The sequence below is a fragment of the Melioribacteraceae bacterium genome, from assembly GCA_035362835.1.
Lineage (GTDB): Bacteria > Bacteroidota > Ignavibacteria > Ignavibacteriales > Melioribacteraceae > DSXH01.
This window is the reverse complement of sequence record DAOSDY010000001.1, coordinates 219,446-236,108: the sequence shown is the minus strand read 5'-3', so window position 1 is coordinate 236,108 and position 16,663 is coordinate 219,446. Positions and strand designations below refer to the sequence as shown.

12 protein-coding genes are annotated in these 16,663 nt (G+C 39.2%); all 12 read left to right on the top strand.

Translation table 11 applies throughout. The annotated features are described in order from the left end of the window. Positions 1 to 17 precede the first annotated feature (17 nt). The 12 genes from PLZ15_01205 (at position 18) to PLZ15_01150 (ending at position 16,630) form a co-directional block, all read left to right on the top strand. Positions 18 to 1,478 (top strand): TonB family protein, encoded by a 1,461-nt coding sequence (locus tag PLZ15_01205; GenBank protein HOI28346.1) that lies wholly within the window; start codon positions 18 to 20, stop codon positions 1,476 to 1,478. 1 nt (position 1,479) lies between these two features. Further along, on the top strand, positions 1,480 to 2,691 hold the full coding sequence (locus PLZ15_01200; GenBank protein HOI28345.1) for an oligogalacturonate lyase family protein: 1,212 nt from the start codon (positions 1,480 to 1,482) through the stop codon (positions 2,689 to 2,691). 4 nt (positions 2,692 to 2,695) lie between these two features. Further along, complete coding sequence (locus PLZ15_01195) at positions 2,696 to 4,054, top strand: DUF1080 domain-containing protein (GenBank protein ID HOI28344.1); 1,359 nt, start codon at positions 2,696 to 2,698, stop codon at positions 4,052 to 4,054. 15 nt (positions 4,055 to 4,069) lie between these two features. Further along, positions 4,070 to 5,428 carry a Gfo/Idh/MocA family oxidoreductase gene (locus tag PLZ15_01190; GenBank protein HOI28343.1) on the top strand — a complete coding sequence of 453 codons (1,359 nt, stop codon included), beginning with the start codon at positions 4,070 to 4,072 and terminating at the stop codon, positions 5,426 to 5,428. 1 nt (position 5,429) lies between these two features. After that, positions 5,430 to 6,347, top strand: a complete 918-nt coding sequence (locus PLZ15_01185) for an FAD:protein FMN transferase (protein ID HOI28342.1) — start codon at positions 5,430 to 5,432, stop codon at positions 6,345 to 6,347. Between the two features lie 11 nt (positions 6,348 to 6,358). Further along, positions 6,359 to 7,636 carry a Gfo/Idh/MocA family oxidoreductase gene (locus PLZ15_01180; protein HOI28341.1) on the top strand — a complete coding sequence of 426 codons (1,278 nt, stop codon included), beginning with the start codon at positions 6,359 to 6,361 and terminating at the stop codon, positions 7,634 to 7,636. Beyond that, positions 7,633 to 7,884 carry a hypothetical protein gene (locus tag PLZ15_01175; protein HOI28340.1) on the top strand — a complete coding sequence of 84 codons (252 nt, stop codon included), beginning with the start codon at positions 7,633 to 7,635 and terminating at the stop codon, positions 7,882 to 7,884. The genes PLZ15_01180 and PLZ15_01175 overlap by 4 nt, the downstream gene beginning before the upstream one ends. Then, on the top strand, positions 7,881 to 9,494 hold the full coding sequence (locus PLZ15_01170; protein HOI28339.1) for a glycosyl hydrolase family 28-related protein: 1,614 nt from the start codon (positions 7,881 to 7,883) through the stop codon (positions 9,492 to 9,494). The genes PLZ15_01175 and PLZ15_01170 overlap by 4 nt, the downstream gene beginning before the upstream one ends. An 8-nt stretch (positions 9,495 to 9,502) precedes the next feature. Then, positions 9,503 to 10,759 (top strand): mandelate racemase/muconate lactonizing enzyme family protein, encoded by a 1,257-nt coding sequence (locus tag PLZ15_01165; protein ID HOI28338.1) that lies wholly within the window; start codon positions 9,503 to 9,505, stop codon positions 10,757 to 10,759. A 14-nt stretch (positions 10,760 to 10,773) separates the two neighbouring features. Then, the gene (locus PLZ15_01160; protein ID HOI28337.1) at positions 10,774 to 11,991 is read left to right on the top strand and encodes a mandelate racemase/muconate lactonizing enzyme family protein; all 1,218 of its coding nucleotides are present in this window, start codon (positions 10,774 to 10,776) and stop codon (positions 11,989 to 11,991) included. Between the two features lie 210 nt (positions 11,992 to 12,201). Then, entirely contained in the window at positions 12,202 to 13,230 is a 1,029-nt protein-coding gene (locus tag PLZ15_01155; GenBank protein ID HOI28336.1) for a LacI family DNA-binding transcriptional regulator, read from the top strand. A gap of 400 nt (positions 13,231 to 13,630) precedes the next feature. Beyond that, positions 13,631 to 16,630, top strand: a complete 3,000-nt coding sequence (locus tag PLZ15_01150) for a TonB-dependent receptor (GenBank protein ID HOI28335.1) — start codon at positions 13,631 to 13,633, stop codon at positions 16,628 to 16,630. The last annotated feature ends 33 nt before the right edge of the window (positions 16,631 to 16,663 follow it).

The window sequence follows — 16,663 nt, the reverse complement described above, 5'->3', positions numbered from 1 at the left end:
GGGATAACTTTAAGAGAATGAAGAGTCTAGCATTTAAAGTTTGCATACTGCTGATTTTATTTACCGGATTGATCGCCTGCGGTACCGGTTCCCGTTTTATTCCGCAATTAGAATTTGAGCCGGCACTTAATTACCCGAAGGAGGCAATTGAAAAATATCTGGAGGGTGATGTTGAATTATTGATTCTTGTTAACAGGGAAGGGAATGTTCATAATGTAAAAATAAAGAATGGATCAGGATTCAAAGTGCTTGATGATGCTGCAGTTAAGCATGCCGAAAAACTGAAATATTTTCCGATTAATAGTTTAGACAAAGATGAAGAGATCTGGATCGATACAAAGATAAAGTTTCGTCTGGATAATCTTGAGAATGGAAATTCTTTCGTGGGAAGAATATGGCCATCCGAAAAAGTATCATGGATTGATGATGAATTCGGATTTGAAATTACAAAGTGGACATCCGAGAAATATGAAAGCTGGCATCTCTATTTCAATATTGAATCTTTCATTGATGCCGATAATGCAATCATCTACTCGACACGGGCAGGCGGTGTTAATCTTTTCCGGCTCAATTTGGTAGACGGTTCAATAACCCAGCTTACAAATCATCAGGGAAGAGTCGGAGGAGTCTGGCATCTTCCCAATCTTAAAAGGATCTGGTACGAAATTGACAATTCTGTTAGAGAACTGAATTACGAAACGATGGAAAACAGACTGGTATTTAAAGATGAAAAGGTTGATATCCGTTCATTCACTGTAACATGCGACGGAAGGTATCTGGTATACTCAATAAATAAGAATCCCGGTTATTCTGACGAACACAGTACCGGACCGTTTGCTGTTATCCGTTTCGATCCTAAGACTTCAGAAACAAAACAGATTTCACCCGATTATGGATTTACTATTAATCATCTGCAGGCATCACCTGACGATCCATCAATTGTAATCCACGCCTGGCAGCATCAATACCGTGAAGGCGGTGCCGGAACTGTCGGCAATGCTCCTATCAGAATCTGGTGGCTGAATGTAAACGGTGAGGAAGGGGGACCCGTTGGACCCCAGGAATTCGGGATCCATAGGACTCATGAATTCTGGTTTTACGACGGCTCGCGTATCGGTTATTCCGCGCGGTATATGTTTGGACCTGATAAGGGGAAACAATTCCTGGGTTCTTGTAAATATGACGGGACAGATAATTTCATGTTCGAAGCACCTGTAGGCCCGGCTCATTCGCAGGTTTTCTCTGATAACAAACATTGGATAGCAGACCAGAATAACGGAATGATTCTGACGCTCTGGAAGTTTGATCGGGACAAAATTCAGGAAGAAATTAAACTATTCCGCCACAATTCTTCCTGGGAGGGACAGCCGGGTCATCCGCATCCACGTTTCAGCCCGGATGGCAAGTATGTTCTCTTCGGAACTGACAAATCCGGATCTCCTCAGGTTTATACTGTGAAAGTAGACATCAATAAATAAAATGAAAACTGGAATTATTCATTTATTAGTTTTTAGTACAGTTCTGCTGCTATCTTTCTATACAATTTGCAGCCCGGCAACAGGTGTTGTAGATACTACTGGTTTTATAGGAAAGAAGAATATTGCTGAATTCAAAACATGGATTGACGACACAACCGGTTATGAAATTACACAGTGGACAAATACCGGGATTAATAATCATCCCTACTTTACCATTGAATCATTTATAGATGAAGAAACCGCAATTATTTTTTCAGACAGAACAGGTAAAAAACAGCTCTACAAACTCTCATTGAATAATGGTGAAATGATCCAGATAACCGATGCTTCGCATCTGGAAACCGGGAATATTTATTTCCTTTCCAAGTTTAAGACAATCTATTTTTTTGATGAAAATAAACTATACTCCCTCAGCATTGAAACACTGAAGACAGATTTCATTTATGATTTTTCCTCCTTAAAGTTTAAGATCCTCTCCTTCTCGGTAACATGCGACGGTAAGTTCTTAGTCTTTTCCGTCAACAAAAAAGAAGCTCTCCCCGGCAATCCCGAATATGGCCCTTTTGCTCTTTACAAATTCAATATAATAGCTAAATCAATTATACCGATTACACACGATCTCGGATTTAATATAGGTCACGTTCAGACAAATCCGGTAGATCCGGACTTAATATTATATTGCTGGCAGTGGGATAAACCGGGCAGACCCAGACTGGTAGGACACGCACCTATTAGAATCTGGTGGATCTCTATTGACGGGAATAACGGTGGTCCGGTGGATCAGGAATACGGTACTCAGCGTACTCACGAAACATGGAGTGCCGACGGTAAATATATATCATACATATCTAAATACAGATGGGGACCTATGAGAGGTAATCAGTTTATAGGGTTACAGACTATTGACGGAACAGAAAACCACACTTACGATATCCGCGTATCCCCTTCGCATCAGAACCTGTTTAAAGATAACCTTCACTGGGTTGTGGACCTTTATAATGATCAGCCCGTACTTGCACTTCTTAGACGGGGAGCTAATAAAATTGAAAAGGTAGAAATTCTCTTTCGTCACAACTCAACATTGATCGAGCAGGATTCACATCCGCATCCCCGGTTCAGTCCTAACGGAAAATATGTCCTTTTCAGTTCCGACAGAAGCGGGTCTCCCCAGGTTTATACTGTAAAAATTAATCTTGAAAAAAATAAACGGTAAAAAAATGAAAACTAAACTGAAATTAATTCATGTGATTCTAATTCTGCTATCTGTTGCTGTCAATGCGCAGCCGAACTGGAAATCTCTCTTTAACGGTAAGGATTTGTCCGGCTGGGAACAGTTAAACGGATCTGCAAAATACTACGTGATGGATGGTGTGCTTGTGGGAGAGGCAATAGTCGGCTCACCGAATTCATTCCTCTGCACAAAAGAAAAATTCTCGGATTTTATTCTGGAGTTCGAAATTAAAACTGATACGCAGTTGAATACAGGTGTACAGTTCAGAAGCGAAAGTTTGGTAGACTTTAAGGAAGGAAGAGTGCACGGTTATCAGGTTGAGATTGACCCGTCCGATAGAGCCTGGAGCGGTGGAATTTACGACGAAGCAAGACGCGGCTGGCTCTATACTCTCGATGAAAATCCGAATGGAAGAAAAGCTTTCAAAAATAATCAGTGGAATTTAGTCCGTGTTGAAGCAATCGGGAATTCGATCAGAACATGGATTAACGGTATACCCTGCGCGGATATTATAGATGACCTAACAAAGACCGGTTTCATCGCATTGCAGGTTCATGATATTAAAAATGATCCTTTAAAAAATGGTATTAAAGCTATGTGGCGAAACATTAGAATCATCACCGATAATCCTTCAAAATTCAAATCTCCTGAATCGGGGATTCCCCAATACAACTATATAAGTAACACAATCTCTGATTATGAAAAGAAGACCGGCTGGAAATTATTATGGGATGGGAAAACTACCGATGGCTGGCGCGGTGCAAAGCTCGATAAATTTCCCGAGTACGGCTGGGAAATTAAAGATGGGGTTCTAAGTGTCCTCTCGTCGGGAGGTGCGGAATCGAGAAACGGCGGTGATATTATCACAACAAAAAAATATAGAAATTTTGAATTGATAGCCGATTTCAAAATAACTGATGGTGCTAACTCCGGTATAAAATATTTTGTCGACCCCGAATTGAATAAAGGGGAAGGATCGGCTATCGGATGCGAGTTCCAGATCCTCGACGATGCCAAACATCCCGATGCCAAACTCGGAGTTGCCGGCAACAGAACTCTCGGCTCTCTCTATGATCTTATTGCACCTGTCGGAAAACGTTTTAACGGGATCGGAATGTGGAACCGTGCCAGAATTATTGTTAAAGATAATCAGGTTGAACACTGGCTCAACGGATTCAAGGTTGTAGAATATGAACGGAATACACAAATGTGGCGGGCTCTCGTTGCATACAGCAAATATAGCGTCTGGAAAAATTTTGGTGAATTTAAGGAAGGACATATTCTCCTTCAGGATCATGGGGACGCGGTTTCTTTCATGAATATAAAAATAAGAGAACTTAACTAGCAGGAGTTAAACCCAATGGGAAATTCAAGAAGAGATTTTATAAAAAAATCTGCGATGGCGGCTGCCGGTGTTGTTGCCGGTTCGGTCGGATTGAATGCAAGAAGTTATTCTAGAATAGCGGGAGCTAACGACAGGGTGTTAGTTGGAATTGTCGGTTTCTCCGACCGCGCCCGCGATTCGTTAATACCTGCGTTTATGAATCATGCAGATAACCTGAATTTTGAGATCAAAGGTGTCTCAGATATCTGGAACCGAAGAAGAAAAGAGGGATCGGAATTTTTCAAAAAGAAATTTGATAAGGATGTTTTAACATATTTGAATAATGAAGAACTGTATGCTGATAAGGATATTGATGCTGTTATTATCTCTACAGCAGATTTTCAGCACGCGCTTCATACGGTCGAAGCTGCTAAAAACAGGAAAGATGTTTATGTAGAAAAACCTTTTGCCGAAACTATGGAGGATAACCGGCTTGCCTTCGACGCTGTTAAGGAATCAGGTATTGTTTGCCAAATCGGTTCACAGCGGAGAAGCGGACCCAACTATCACAAGGCATTTGAGTTTATTAAGTCGGGAAAGTTTGGCGATATAAAAATGGTTGAGATGACGTGGAATGTAAATCAGCCTGGAAGATGGCGTCGGCCCGAACTTGTCTCTTCAATAAGAGAATCCGATACCGATTGGAAGCGTTACATACTAAACAGACCTTTTGAACCCTGGGATCCGAGAAAATATATCGAATACAGATTGTTCTGGCCCTATTCTTCCGGAATTCCCGGGCAGTGGATGGCTCATCAGATCGATACTGTTCACTGGTTCAGCGGATTGAAATTTCCACGCTCCGTTTCAGCTAACGGCGGTATATATATGTGGAATGACGGAAGAAAAAATTTTGACGCTATGACTGCAGTATTTGATTACGGTCCTGAAGATGATCCTACAAAAGGTTTTCAGGTTCTATATTCATCAAGAATGTTCAATTCGGCAGGAGGAGTAAAAGAAATTTACTATTCCAACGGCGGCGAATTGAATCTGGATACTAATAAAGTAACACCGACAGGTGGATTGACCGAGCAGTATGCAAAATCGATGAAGATGAAATCAAACCTGCTTTCTGATTTGGATCTATCCATATCAGATGTGAAAGCTGAAACTTCAGCTAATACTGGCGTGGATCTTATGACCTCACTTCATATGAAAAACTGGATGGAATGCATAAGATCCAGAAAAGAACCCAATGCACCTGTTGAAGCCGGTTACGATCATTCGGTTTCAAACATAATGGTTACCGCTGCTCTCAGAACTAAAAAATTCGTGACATTTGATAAAGTTAACCGGGAAGTTCTGGCGGACGGAAAAGTATTTCAATATTAAAATGAATAAAATTTATTATAACAGTTTTTTTGCGATGGGAACAAGATTTAACCTGCTGTTTCCGTCAATTGATTATGAAAATGGAGATAGATTATTTCTTCTTGTTAGGAACGAGGTTGTTAGAATTGAATCGCTGATTAGTTTTTATGAGAAAGGAAGTGAGATAAGCCGATTGAATAATCGTAAATCAGATGAAATTGATAATGTAAACGATGAGGTCTTTGAAATACTCGAACGGTGCAGGAAATACTATCTCTTAACTGCCGGAGCTTTCGATATAACTGTTAAACCGCTCATGGATTTCTGGATTGCTCATGACTCTCAAAGAAATTTGGAAAACCTGCCTGACCAATTGAAAACAACAACTGGATTCGATAAGGTTTATTTGAATAGCAACAATCGTTCGGTTTCATTCGGTAATCGTGGTATCAGAATAGATCTTGGAGGTTTCGGTAAAGGGTATGCGCTCGCTAGTGTAAAATCATTGCTTATAGATAAAGGTGTAATCAGCGCATTTATAAGTTTCGGTGAGAGCTCAATCCTTGGGCTTGGTTCACATCCCAACGGGAACTGCTGGAAGGTCGGGATTAATAATTTGCTTGAACCGGGTTCAACAGTTTATTCGTTCGATATGGCCGATGAATCTGTCTCAACATCAGGCAGCTATACGATAACCGACGAAGGGAAATTGCATAAAAGTATTAATGTGATTGATCCGGTGAACCATCTGCCTGTTAATTCGATAAAAAGTGTAAGCGTTAAATCCGATTCACCGGAGGAGGCCGAGGTTTTTTCAACCGCTTTTTTAGTAATGCAGAAAGATGAAATAAATAAGGTCGTGCTTAACAGCAATGCAATTTCTGCAGTGGAAGTCTGTTATGATACTGGTCTTCCTGAATTATTTTTTTATACAAAGTAAGGAGTTGGAAATTGAATCAGTTTTTTATTCAGAGCAGGAGAGAATTTCTTAAAAGAATTTCGCTGTTCGCCGGATCCTCCCTCGCTGCTGCTTCAATGCCGTGGTTGTCTATTTTCGGTAATGCTCAGCTTCCTGGAAATTCCGCCTCGGATAGAGTAAGGCTTGGGATAATTGGTATTGGTGATAGGGGAAGCGCTCTTCTTCTTAATGTAAAAGAATTTATGGAATTATTAAATGTTGAGATAGCTGCCGTATGTGATGACTATGAACCGAATTTAAAAAAAGGTCTGCAGCTTGCTGATGGCAAGTCCGAAGGATTTTCTGATTATAGAAGAATGCTTGAAATGAAGAACATTGACGGGGTCATAGTTACTACACCGCTAAATGATCACGTCTATATGACGGTTGACTCACTAAATAGCGGCCGCCATGTTTTCTGTGAAAAAGCGATGGCGCGGAAAATTGAAGATGTAAAATTGATGTACGATTCTTCTTTACAAAGCAACAGGATCCTTCAAATCGGACTGCAGCGGATGTTCAATCCTGTCTACCTTGAAGGAATTGAAAAAATCCATAAAGGTGAAATTGGTAAGGTTACTCAAATACGTGCATACTGGCACAGAAATAATAATTGGAGGCGGCCTCTGCCTGAACCCGGACTCGAAAAGAGAATCAACTGGAGATTATACGATGATATTTCTGCCGGATTATTTACTGAGCTAGCATCACACCAGATCCAGGTTGCTAACTGGGTGAAGAAAACAGAACCTGTATCTGTTATGAGCGCAGGTTCAATTAATTACTGGAAGGACGGGCGCGAGGTTTATGATAGTATTGCCTGCATATTTACTTATCCCGATGGCACTCACTTTATTTACGATTCTATGATCAGCAATAAACATTACGGGTTGGAAGAACAGATTTTAGGCGATAAGGGAACTATCGAATTCGAAGTAAATAAAATTTATTCTGAAAATCCTCCCGATCCTCCGGCTATCCTTAGACTGATTAATGATATTGAAAAAGGAATCTTCGACACAATTCCGATTGGCGGAGCGAGCTGGATTCCTGAAACTGCCTTGCAGAATAAAGGGGAGTTTATCTCGCACAATTACAGAATGGATGAAACAAAACTCCAGCTGGAGGCTTTTGTGAAATATATCCGGGAAGGCAGATCTCCTCAGCAGCTTACAAGACACGGGTATTACTCCTCGGTCTGGTGCCTGCTTGCCGAAGAAGCTGCTAAAACCGGAAAGTCTGTTTCCTTACCCGGAGAATACCTGATATGAAAAAGATTGTTATAAAAAGGAAAGTTCAGCTAAGGGAAATTTATATATGGCTCGTTCTCTTTATTTTTTCCTTCTTCCTTAATATTCTTGCAATTATAATCTACGACGCTTCTTGGTGGGAAATTCTTTCCGAAATTCACTATGTCTTAATACTCTCAGTAATACTTTATTTTGGTATTCTATTAATAAGAGCTGTTATTAAACTCATAAGAATTTTTATGCACAAAATCAGAATGAATGAAAAATGAAAACAAATTCAATTAATTTCTTAAAAGGCAGGATTCTCCCGATATACTTTTTGGCAGCTTCCTTCATATCAGCACAATCTGCTTTTATTAATGTTAAGGAGTATGGAGCAATAGGAGATGGAGTTACTCTGGAAACATCTGCTATCCAAAAAACTATTGATCATTCTTATCTTTACGGCGGTGTCGTATATTTCCCCCCGGGTAAATATTTGACCGGCTCTCTCGAACTTAAAAGCAATATTGAAATCTTTATTTCACCAGGAGCAACTATCCTCGGTAGTACAAATATTTCTGATTACACGGAATATCTTCCGAAGATGAAATCCTATAACGACTCTTTTCTCAAACACAGTCTTTTTTATGCGGAGGGAGCAGAGAATATTTCGATACGCGGTGAAGGTACTATAGATGGACAGGGAAGCGCCTTTAAAGTCACTACCAGAGAAAAACCGGAAAGGTATAAAAACCGGCCGTATATAATAAGGTTTGTCGAATGTAAAAATGTAAAGATCGAAAATATTACTATGCGCAATTCGGCAATGTGGATGCAGCAGTATCTTGCCTGCGAAGATCTTTTTATAAAAGGAATCCGGGTTTACAATCATGCAAATCAGAATAACGATATGATAGATATCGACGGATGTAAAAATGTAATAATGTCGGATTGTATTGGTGATACTGACGATGACGCCATAACTCTTAAAAGCACATCTTTCAGTATTACTGAAAATGTTGTGATTACAAATTGTGTTATCAGCAGCCACTGCAATGCGATTAAACTCGGCACCGAATCTCACGGCGGTTTCAGGAATATAACAATATCCAATATGGTTGTAAAACCGAGCATCGATACCGAACCGATTTACGGTCTGCCTAAAGGAATAAGTGGTATCACGTTAGGCATGGTAGACGGGGGAATACTCGAGGGCGTCACTATTTCCAATATAAGAATTGAGGGAACACAGATTCCGATCTATATGCGTCTTGGAAACCGAGCGAGAAAATTCTATGACGGACAGCCTCAGCCTGGAGTCGGGACTTTTAAGGATGTATCAATCAGCAATGTAATGGCAACAGATATTCAATCGAATATTGGAGCATCAATTACGGGAATCCCGGGTTACAATATTCAAAACATCAGTCTTGAAAATATAACTCTCGAATTTCCTGGTGGAGGAACAGCCGATGATGCTCTTAAATCAATACCTGAACTCGAGGACCATTATCCTGAAAGCACAAAGTGGGGGACGCTTCCGTCGTTCGGATTTTTCATCCGACATGCCCGGAATATCAGTCTGAATAATATTGAATTGAGATTGAAGAGGGAGGACCACCGGCCCGCAATACTCTGCGATGATGTAGAGCAGTTGAATATTTCGGGATTAAAAATCGGAAGCGGAGTTCTTGCTCGGAATGCGGTAATATTCCGCGATGTTAATGAAGGAATAATTCAATCATCTCTTCTTTTTTCCCGTGTAAACAGCTTTCTTAAAATTGAAGGAGAGAGAAATAAAAATATTTATCTCTTAAATAATATTTTAAGTAATGTTGGTAAAATAGTGGATAACAGAAGCAGGATTAAAATTATTCAATCTGGAAATATTAAATAGGAAATAACATGGATCGGAGAAAATTTTTAAATAATTCTGCACTTATTCTTTCAGCTTCTGCTCTACCCGGGATAGTTTCAGGTAAGGTTGAAAGTAATCAGGCAAAAAAAGTTACTATTGATGATAATATATACAGGAAAGTATTTGATGCGTCGTTAATAAAAGATCCTGTAATAATTGAGTCAATCCGGCTTGTTAAGAATGGCAAAGTTTATATTGTAATTGTAAGGTCGAAAGACGGTGCGGAAGGATACGCTGTGTCCCATCCTAAGTTCATGGAGGCTCTATGGCCCGTATTTCTTAATTACGTTGTTCCCCCTTTCATCGGAAAAGATGCAAGGGAAATAGAAAAACTTTTGAATGACGTTTACCTTTTTGACAGTAATTATAAAAAACAGGGTTTGCTCTTCTGGGTTCCTGTGGCCTCCCTTGAATTTGCAATTCTCGATCTGCTTGGAAAGATTGCTGGCACTTCAATCGCATCATTTTTCGGAGGGATAACCAGAACCGAAATTGAGGTCTACAGAGCCAGTGAGAAACGCGGAAATAAACCTGAAGAAGAAATTGCATATTTAAAAAGGATTGTAGAACCGATCGGAGCCCGCGCATTAAAATTCCGGCTTGGCGCACGGATGAGATATGACGATTCTTCAACAAAAAGAGATCTGCAATTAATTCCCCTTGTCAGAAAAACTTTCGGAGATGATTTCACGATCTATGCGGATGCAAACGGATCTTACGATGTTTCTATGGCACTGAAGATTGGACGAATTATGGGAGAACAGCGTTATGGCTTTTTCGAAGAACCAGCTCCATTCGATTATTATGAAGAGACAAAGGAAATTGCTGATAACCTGGAAATTAATATTGCCGGAGGCGAAGAGGAAAGCAGTTTAAGAATGTTTAAGTGGATGATTGAAAATGACGTTGTTCAAATTGTCCAGCCTGATTTGCTTTATTTTGGCGGATTGATAAGGTCGGTTAAAGTTGCACGTATGGCGCAGGCTGCAGGTATAAACTGCACCCCGCATATGTCCGGTAATGGTCTTGGATATTTGTACGTACTTCACTTTGCTTCTTTTGTCCCCAATTCTGGCCGGTTTCAGGAATTTAAAGGTGATGATGATAAAGTTCCTTTTATATGCAGCACCTCATCACTTAAAGCTGTCAAAGGGAAAATGTCCGTTCCAACCGGACCAGGACTCGGTATTGAAATCGATCCCGATTTTATTAAATCATCTACTGAAGTAAAAATCAATAAATAAACAAGAGTCTGATTATGAAACGAACTGATTTCTTAAAAACTCTTTCACTTGGGGCGGCAGCTTCTGTCTTTCCTGTTACAAATTCTTTGGCAAAAGAATTAATTGATACGAAATCTAATAATGATAAATCCGGTGTCGAAATTACAAAGCTCGATACATTCGTTTTCCGGAATGCAACTTTTGTAAGAATTGAATGCAGCGAAGGTGTTGCGGGATGGGGAGAAGCCGACCATGATTATCCGAAATTGACAGCCAGTTTAATTGAAGAAATCTGCAAACCTATAATCCTTGGTAAGGATCCATTTGATACTGAGTTTTTATGGCATCAAATGATATTTAAAGGAGAAGATGCGGGTACTACCGGGTTATTACCCGGTGCAATTGCAGGTATTGACAATGCCCTCTGGGACTTGAAAGGGAAATTATTGAATTTGCCGGTACATAAAATTTCCGGAGGATTTAATATTAAAAAGGTCCGGGTTTACGGAAGCTTTGCTCGGGGTGATAATCCCAAAACTAGAAAAGGTCCGGACGCAATGGCCAAAACCGCTCTCGATTTTGTTTCGCAAGGATACAAAACCATTAAAGCAAGAATGCAGATAAGACAATTGAATGTCGATCCTGACCCGGATGATACTTTTGAAGTTGTTAAAGCTATACGTAATGCTGTAGGTGAACAGATTGAAATCTTTGTTGATTATAACAACGGTTATACACCGGCTAAAGCAATAACGCTTACAAAAAAACTGTTTGAGAATTTTAATATTGCGGCGGTAGAAGAACCTGTATCCTATCATAACTACGAGGGACTCCGGCAGGTAGTCGAATCGGTAGATATTCCGGTTATGGCCGGTGAACATGAATTCAACAGATGGCAGATGCGCGATCTTATAACCGTTGGAAAAGCAGATTTCATAAATGCCGACTTGATAAAGTGCGGAGGATTTTCAGAATGCAGAAAAGTCTCATTTATGGCACATGCATTTGATAAGTATATAATGACTCATAATACCCGTCCCACACTTGCAACGGCGGCAAGTCTTCAGTTGGTTGCATCAATTCCAAATGCGGCAAGAGTGCAGGAGTACGCCGGTACCCGTCCGGAGATGGGGCTTGACAAATTATTTGAGAATTATTTTGAATTCAGGGATGGATACATTTCGATTCCGGCTTTGCCTGGATTGGGATTAGTGGTAAATGAAAAGGAGATGATAAAAAGCAAATTGAATTAATAAAAAGTTATAATTTGGTAATGGAATAAAGTTCGACCTGAATATTCATTAATGATTTCCTTAATACAACACGGATCCTGGTATAAATCCTTATAAAAAAAATCTTGACAATAAGGCGAATATTAATGAAGTTGCGTTATCAATAAAGTAAACCATAAAGTAAATTAATAAACACCGAAAAAATGCTAAAATCTCAATGTTGAGTCGATCATGAAAGATAAAGCTATTACACTGAATGATATTGCTGCGCGATTGAATGTTTCTACTGTTACTGTCTCAAAAGCCCTCAGAAATCATCCCGATATATCCCCCGCTACAACAAAACTGATTAAAAAAGTAGCAGAAGAATTAGGATATACTCCGAATATCATGGCGAGGAATTTATCGGCAAGAAAATCAAATACTATTGGTGTAGTTATTCCTAAAATAGCACACTTCTTCTTCGGTTCAATAATTGAACATATCTATGATATTGCTTTTGAACATAACTATGAAATCATTCTTACTGTATCACAGGAAAATCCGGAACGGGAAAAAAAACATATTCATACTTTAATGGCAATGAAGGTCGATGGAATTATTATTTCGATCACTCAGGAAACACGTGATTATGAAATTTTTGAACTTGTAAGGCGAAGGGGAATACCGATTGTCTTCATGGACAGAATTCCGAATATAGAAAATATTAATTCGGTTGCTGTAAACGACTGGCAGGGTGCTTATAAAGCAATTGAACATGCTATTAAACTCGGATACAGGAAAATTGGCCATCTCGCCGGATATACTAATATCAACATCGGTAAAAACAGAATGCAGGGTTTCTACGATGCGATGAATAAATATAATCTGGAAATTAATCCTGAATGGATAATTGAAGGAGGATTTGGCGAGAAATACGGTTATGATGCTTTTATGAAATTATTTAAAGAGAACAATCTACCCGATCTTTTCTTCACTGTTACATATCCCGTTGCCCTTGGAGTCTATATCGCGGCTGCAGAAGTCGGATTGAAAATTCCTGATGATATTGATGTGCTCTGTTTTGGAAATGCGGAAGTCCAGAATTTTCTCTCCCCGCCGTTAAGTTGTATTGATCAATCCACAAAACAGTTGAGTGAGAGTGCGATGGATATTATTATGAAAAGCATAAAAGATCCCGAAACGGAAACGAAGAACATAATAATAGACACCGAATTAGTTCTGAGAGGAACCTGTATCTCTTATAATAAAAATAATTAATTCCGATTCCTGATTTTCTATTCTGTTGTTAAAACGACTCTTTTATAAGTATCAATACTCTCTGTATTTGAGATGGGGGTAGGTATGCACTAATTCTATCTTTAATATAGTTGTTCCTCCGGGGTACAAGCTCTTAAGTGGATATTAGGGCTATTATTTTTTTTATAAAAATTTTTTCTGCTAAAAATCCTTCACTTGATTTTTTTCGCTTGACAATTTGAAATTTATTAGGCAGATTTAGTTAGCAATAAAGTAAACAATAAAGTAAACTATTTCTATCCCGACTCTTAAGTGACCAATAATTCAATATAGATCTATTCATTAAATAACTGTTTTTATTAAAAAGAATTTTCATTGATTATTTATATCCGTAAACGACAATCGTACTAGGGAGTTATCTATGAAGAAGTATACTTCATTTTTCATCTTTTCATTTCTTCTTATCAGTTCTTCCATTCTTGCTCAGGGTTCTATTCGAGGTTCTATTATTGACTCAACAACATCTAAAGGTTTGATTGGTGCGAATGTTTTTATACTCGGTACCTCGCTGGGTAGCGCCACAGATATTGAAGGGGCTTATAGAATTTCGAAAGTACCTGAGGGGAATTATACTTTGAGAGTCTCCTATATAGGATACCTTTCAAAAGAAATTCCAATTAATATCCAGAACAACCGAACTATTGAACTGGATGTTTTTCTGGTTCCCGATGTACTCGAGGGAGAAACTATCGTTGTAACTGCGCAGGCGTTGGGTCAGGCTGCGGCAATAAACCAGCAGTTAACTTCCAACACAATTGTAAACGTTGTCTCGGAAGAGAAGATTAAAGAATTGCCCGACGTCAATGCCGCCGAAGCAATCGGAAGACTTCCCGGAGTTTCCATCATCAGATCCGGAGGAGAGGCAAATAAAATAATATTAAGAGGATTGGAAGATAAGTATACCAATTTTACAATTGATGGAGTTAAAATAGCCTCCACCGACGCTACTAGCCGTGGACTCGATCTCTCAACTATTTCTCAAAGTTCATTAGCCGGTATTGAGTTATTTAAAGCATTAACATCCGATAAAGATGCCGATGCAATTGCCGGCAGCGTAAATCTTGTTACAAAGAAAGCTCCAAGCTTGAGAGAAATAACAGTTTTAGCAAAAGGAAATTATAACGATCTAATGCAATCATTCGGACAGTACGATTTCTCATTCAAATATGGGGAACGATTCTTTGATGAGTTGATCGGGGTACAACTAACCGGAAATCTTGAACAGAAGATTCGAAGCAACGAGAGAATTGACCTCGACTACGATCAGACTCTTAACAATCAAACCGATTATGTGATCAATAATTTTACGCTGGAATTTACAGATGAAATTAGAACCAGAAATGGTTTCAGTATTCTGCTGGATTATAATACCCCGGATAAAGGTTCTATTAAACTGAATACGGTTTTTAACAGCACTCACAGAGATTATTTAATTCATTCAAGAGATTATCCGGCCGGAGGCGGTACGGGCGGTTCGGTTACTTATACTTTCAGAGACAGGGAACAGGAGATTCAGACATTTACGAGTGCTTTAACCGGCGATAATAATCTGTTAGATCTAAGAATCAACTGGGGTCTATCATTCGCTCAATCAGTCTCTGATTTCCCTTACGATTATCAGCTCGATTTCCTCGAAGCTTCGACCAACACTTCAGGTATGAACAACCCGCCGCGCGTAAAAACTAATCCCGAACAAATTATACCATTCGCTAGGAATAATTTCCCGAGCTCAACTTTGTATAATGCGTACTATAGAGGTCAGAATAATCTTGATAAAGATAAAGCCGCATTCTTAAATGCAATGTACAATTACACTATTGGGAAAGATCTGGCCGGTGAAGTAAAAGCCGGTGCGGCATATAAAGCTAAAACCAGAACTAACGCTAATTCCGAACTCTATTCCCCGTATTACCTTGGTTACTGGCGTCCCTATGAAAGAGCTGCCGACGGTACAATAAAACCGAAAAGTCTTTCGGGTTCCTATTTCGACGCGTTTTATAAAAGATATCTTGCGAATCCTTTAATCAATACACTCTCTCTTAGTGAGTTTCTTGATGGCACTCCCGATTCCCGGGATATGTATGATTTATATGAACTATATCCACTTATTAACAGAGACAAACTTAGACAATGGTACGACCTTAATAAAAACGGTATTGATCAAAACGGTGTTGGAAAAGAATATTTTAACGACCCTTCAGTTAATGCATACTCTTATGACATTCACGAATCGGTAACTTCTTTTTATGCCATGAATACGTTGAAACTTGGTCAGGCAATTACGTTTATTGCCGGCGTCAGAGTTGAATCGGAAAACAATGATTACAAGAATAAATACTCAAAAGTTGATTTTACAGGATTCCCGGTACCGCGAGATGATACAAGGGATACAAGTTCTACATATACCGAAACTGTTGTGCTTCCTAACTTCCACATTAATATTAAGGCTACAGATTTTCTTAACATCCGCTTAGCTGCCTATAAATCGCTTGCAAGACCCGATTTTAACATGAGACTCAATTCTTATTTTGCATGGAGGCCTTCTCTGGTCGGATCCGATAAGCAGCTTATCCTTGGCAACCCTATTCTCAAAACTGCCAAAGCTTGGAATTTTGAAATCAATACTTCGTTCTACGGCAATGAAATTGGTCTGATTTCAGTTTCGGCCTTCTACAAAGAAATTAAAGATATGTACCATATGCTGAGTCAGTTTAATACTTCAGGTAATACAATGATTGAGACTTTAGGGCTTAACTGGAAATCGCTCCATTCCGGTACTTATCAGCTTACGGTTCCATATAATTCACCGGAACCTACGAAAGTCTGGGGATTCGAGTTCGAACATCAAATCAATTTTACTTTCTTGCCAGGGTTACTTAAGAATATTGTTCTTAGTTATAATGCTTCGTTCGTAAAATCCGAAACGGTTTTAATAGGGACACGTATAGATACTGTTATGGTAATACAGCCTCCGTTCCCGTTCCCGTTACCCAAATATGTTGAGGTACCGATAACAAGAAAACAACAGATGGAAAATCAACCGCGGTTCTACGGTAATATCGCGCTCGGTTATGATATCGGCGGATTTTCGGCTAGGATCTCTTTGTACCATCAGTCGGAATACAATAGAACATTCAGCCCCAGCGGCCGGAGCGATGGAATGGTCAGCGGATATACTCGCCTGGACCTCGCACTTAAACAGGATTTATTCAGTTACCTCTCTTTAATGCTGAATGTTAGTAATCTGTCCAATATTAAAGAGGATCGCATGATTAATAATCGAGTTAATGGTTATAAGATTTTGAATACTTCTGAATTGTATGGTATAACAGCTGATTTTGGAGTCAGATTAACTTTGTAATTTTTATGATGTATATGAATTTCATTTATAAAA

Coding starts and splice junctions, on each gene's coding strand:
- PLZ15_01185 (HOI28342.1), top strand. CDS start 5,430: ATGAATAAAATTTATTATAACAGTTTTTTTGCGATGGGAACAAGATTT.
- PLZ15_01155 (HOI28336.1), top strand. CDS start 12,202: ATGAAAGATAAAGCTATTACACTGAATGATATTGCTGCGCGATTGAAT.
- PLZ15_01165 (HOI28338.1), top strand. CDS start 9,503: ATGGATCGGAGAAAATTTTTAAATAATTCTGCACTTATTCTTTCAGCT.
- PLZ15_01205 (HOI28346.1), top strand. CDS start 18: ATGAAGAGTCTAGCATTTAAAGTTTGCATACTGCTGATTTTATTTACC.
- PLZ15_01160 (HOI28337.1), top strand. CDS start 10,774: ATGAAACGAACTGATTTCTTAAAAACTCTTTCACTTGGGGCGGCAGCT.
- PLZ15_01190 (HOI28343.1), top strand. CDS start 4,070: ATGGGAAATTCAAGAAGAGATTTTATAAAAAAATCTGCGATGGCGGCT.
- PLZ15_01150 (HOI28335.1), top strand. CDS start 13,631: ATGAAGAAGTATACTTCATTTTTCATCTTTTCATTTCTTCTTATCAGT.
- PLZ15_01170 (HOI28339.1), top strand. CDS start 7,881: ATGAAAACAAATTCAATTAATTTCTTAAAAGGCAGGATTCTCCCGATA.
- PLZ15_01195 (HOI28344.1), top strand. CDS start 2,696: ATGAAAACTAAACTGAAATTAATTCATGTGATTCTAATTCTGCTATCT.
- PLZ15_01175 (HOI28340.1), top strand. CDS start 7,633: ATGAAAAAGATTGTTATAAAAAGGAAAGTTCAGCTAAGGGAAATTTAT.
- PLZ15_01200 (HOI28345.1), top strand. CDS start 1,480: ATGAAAACTGGAATTATTCATTTATTAGTTTTTAGTACAGTTCTGCTG.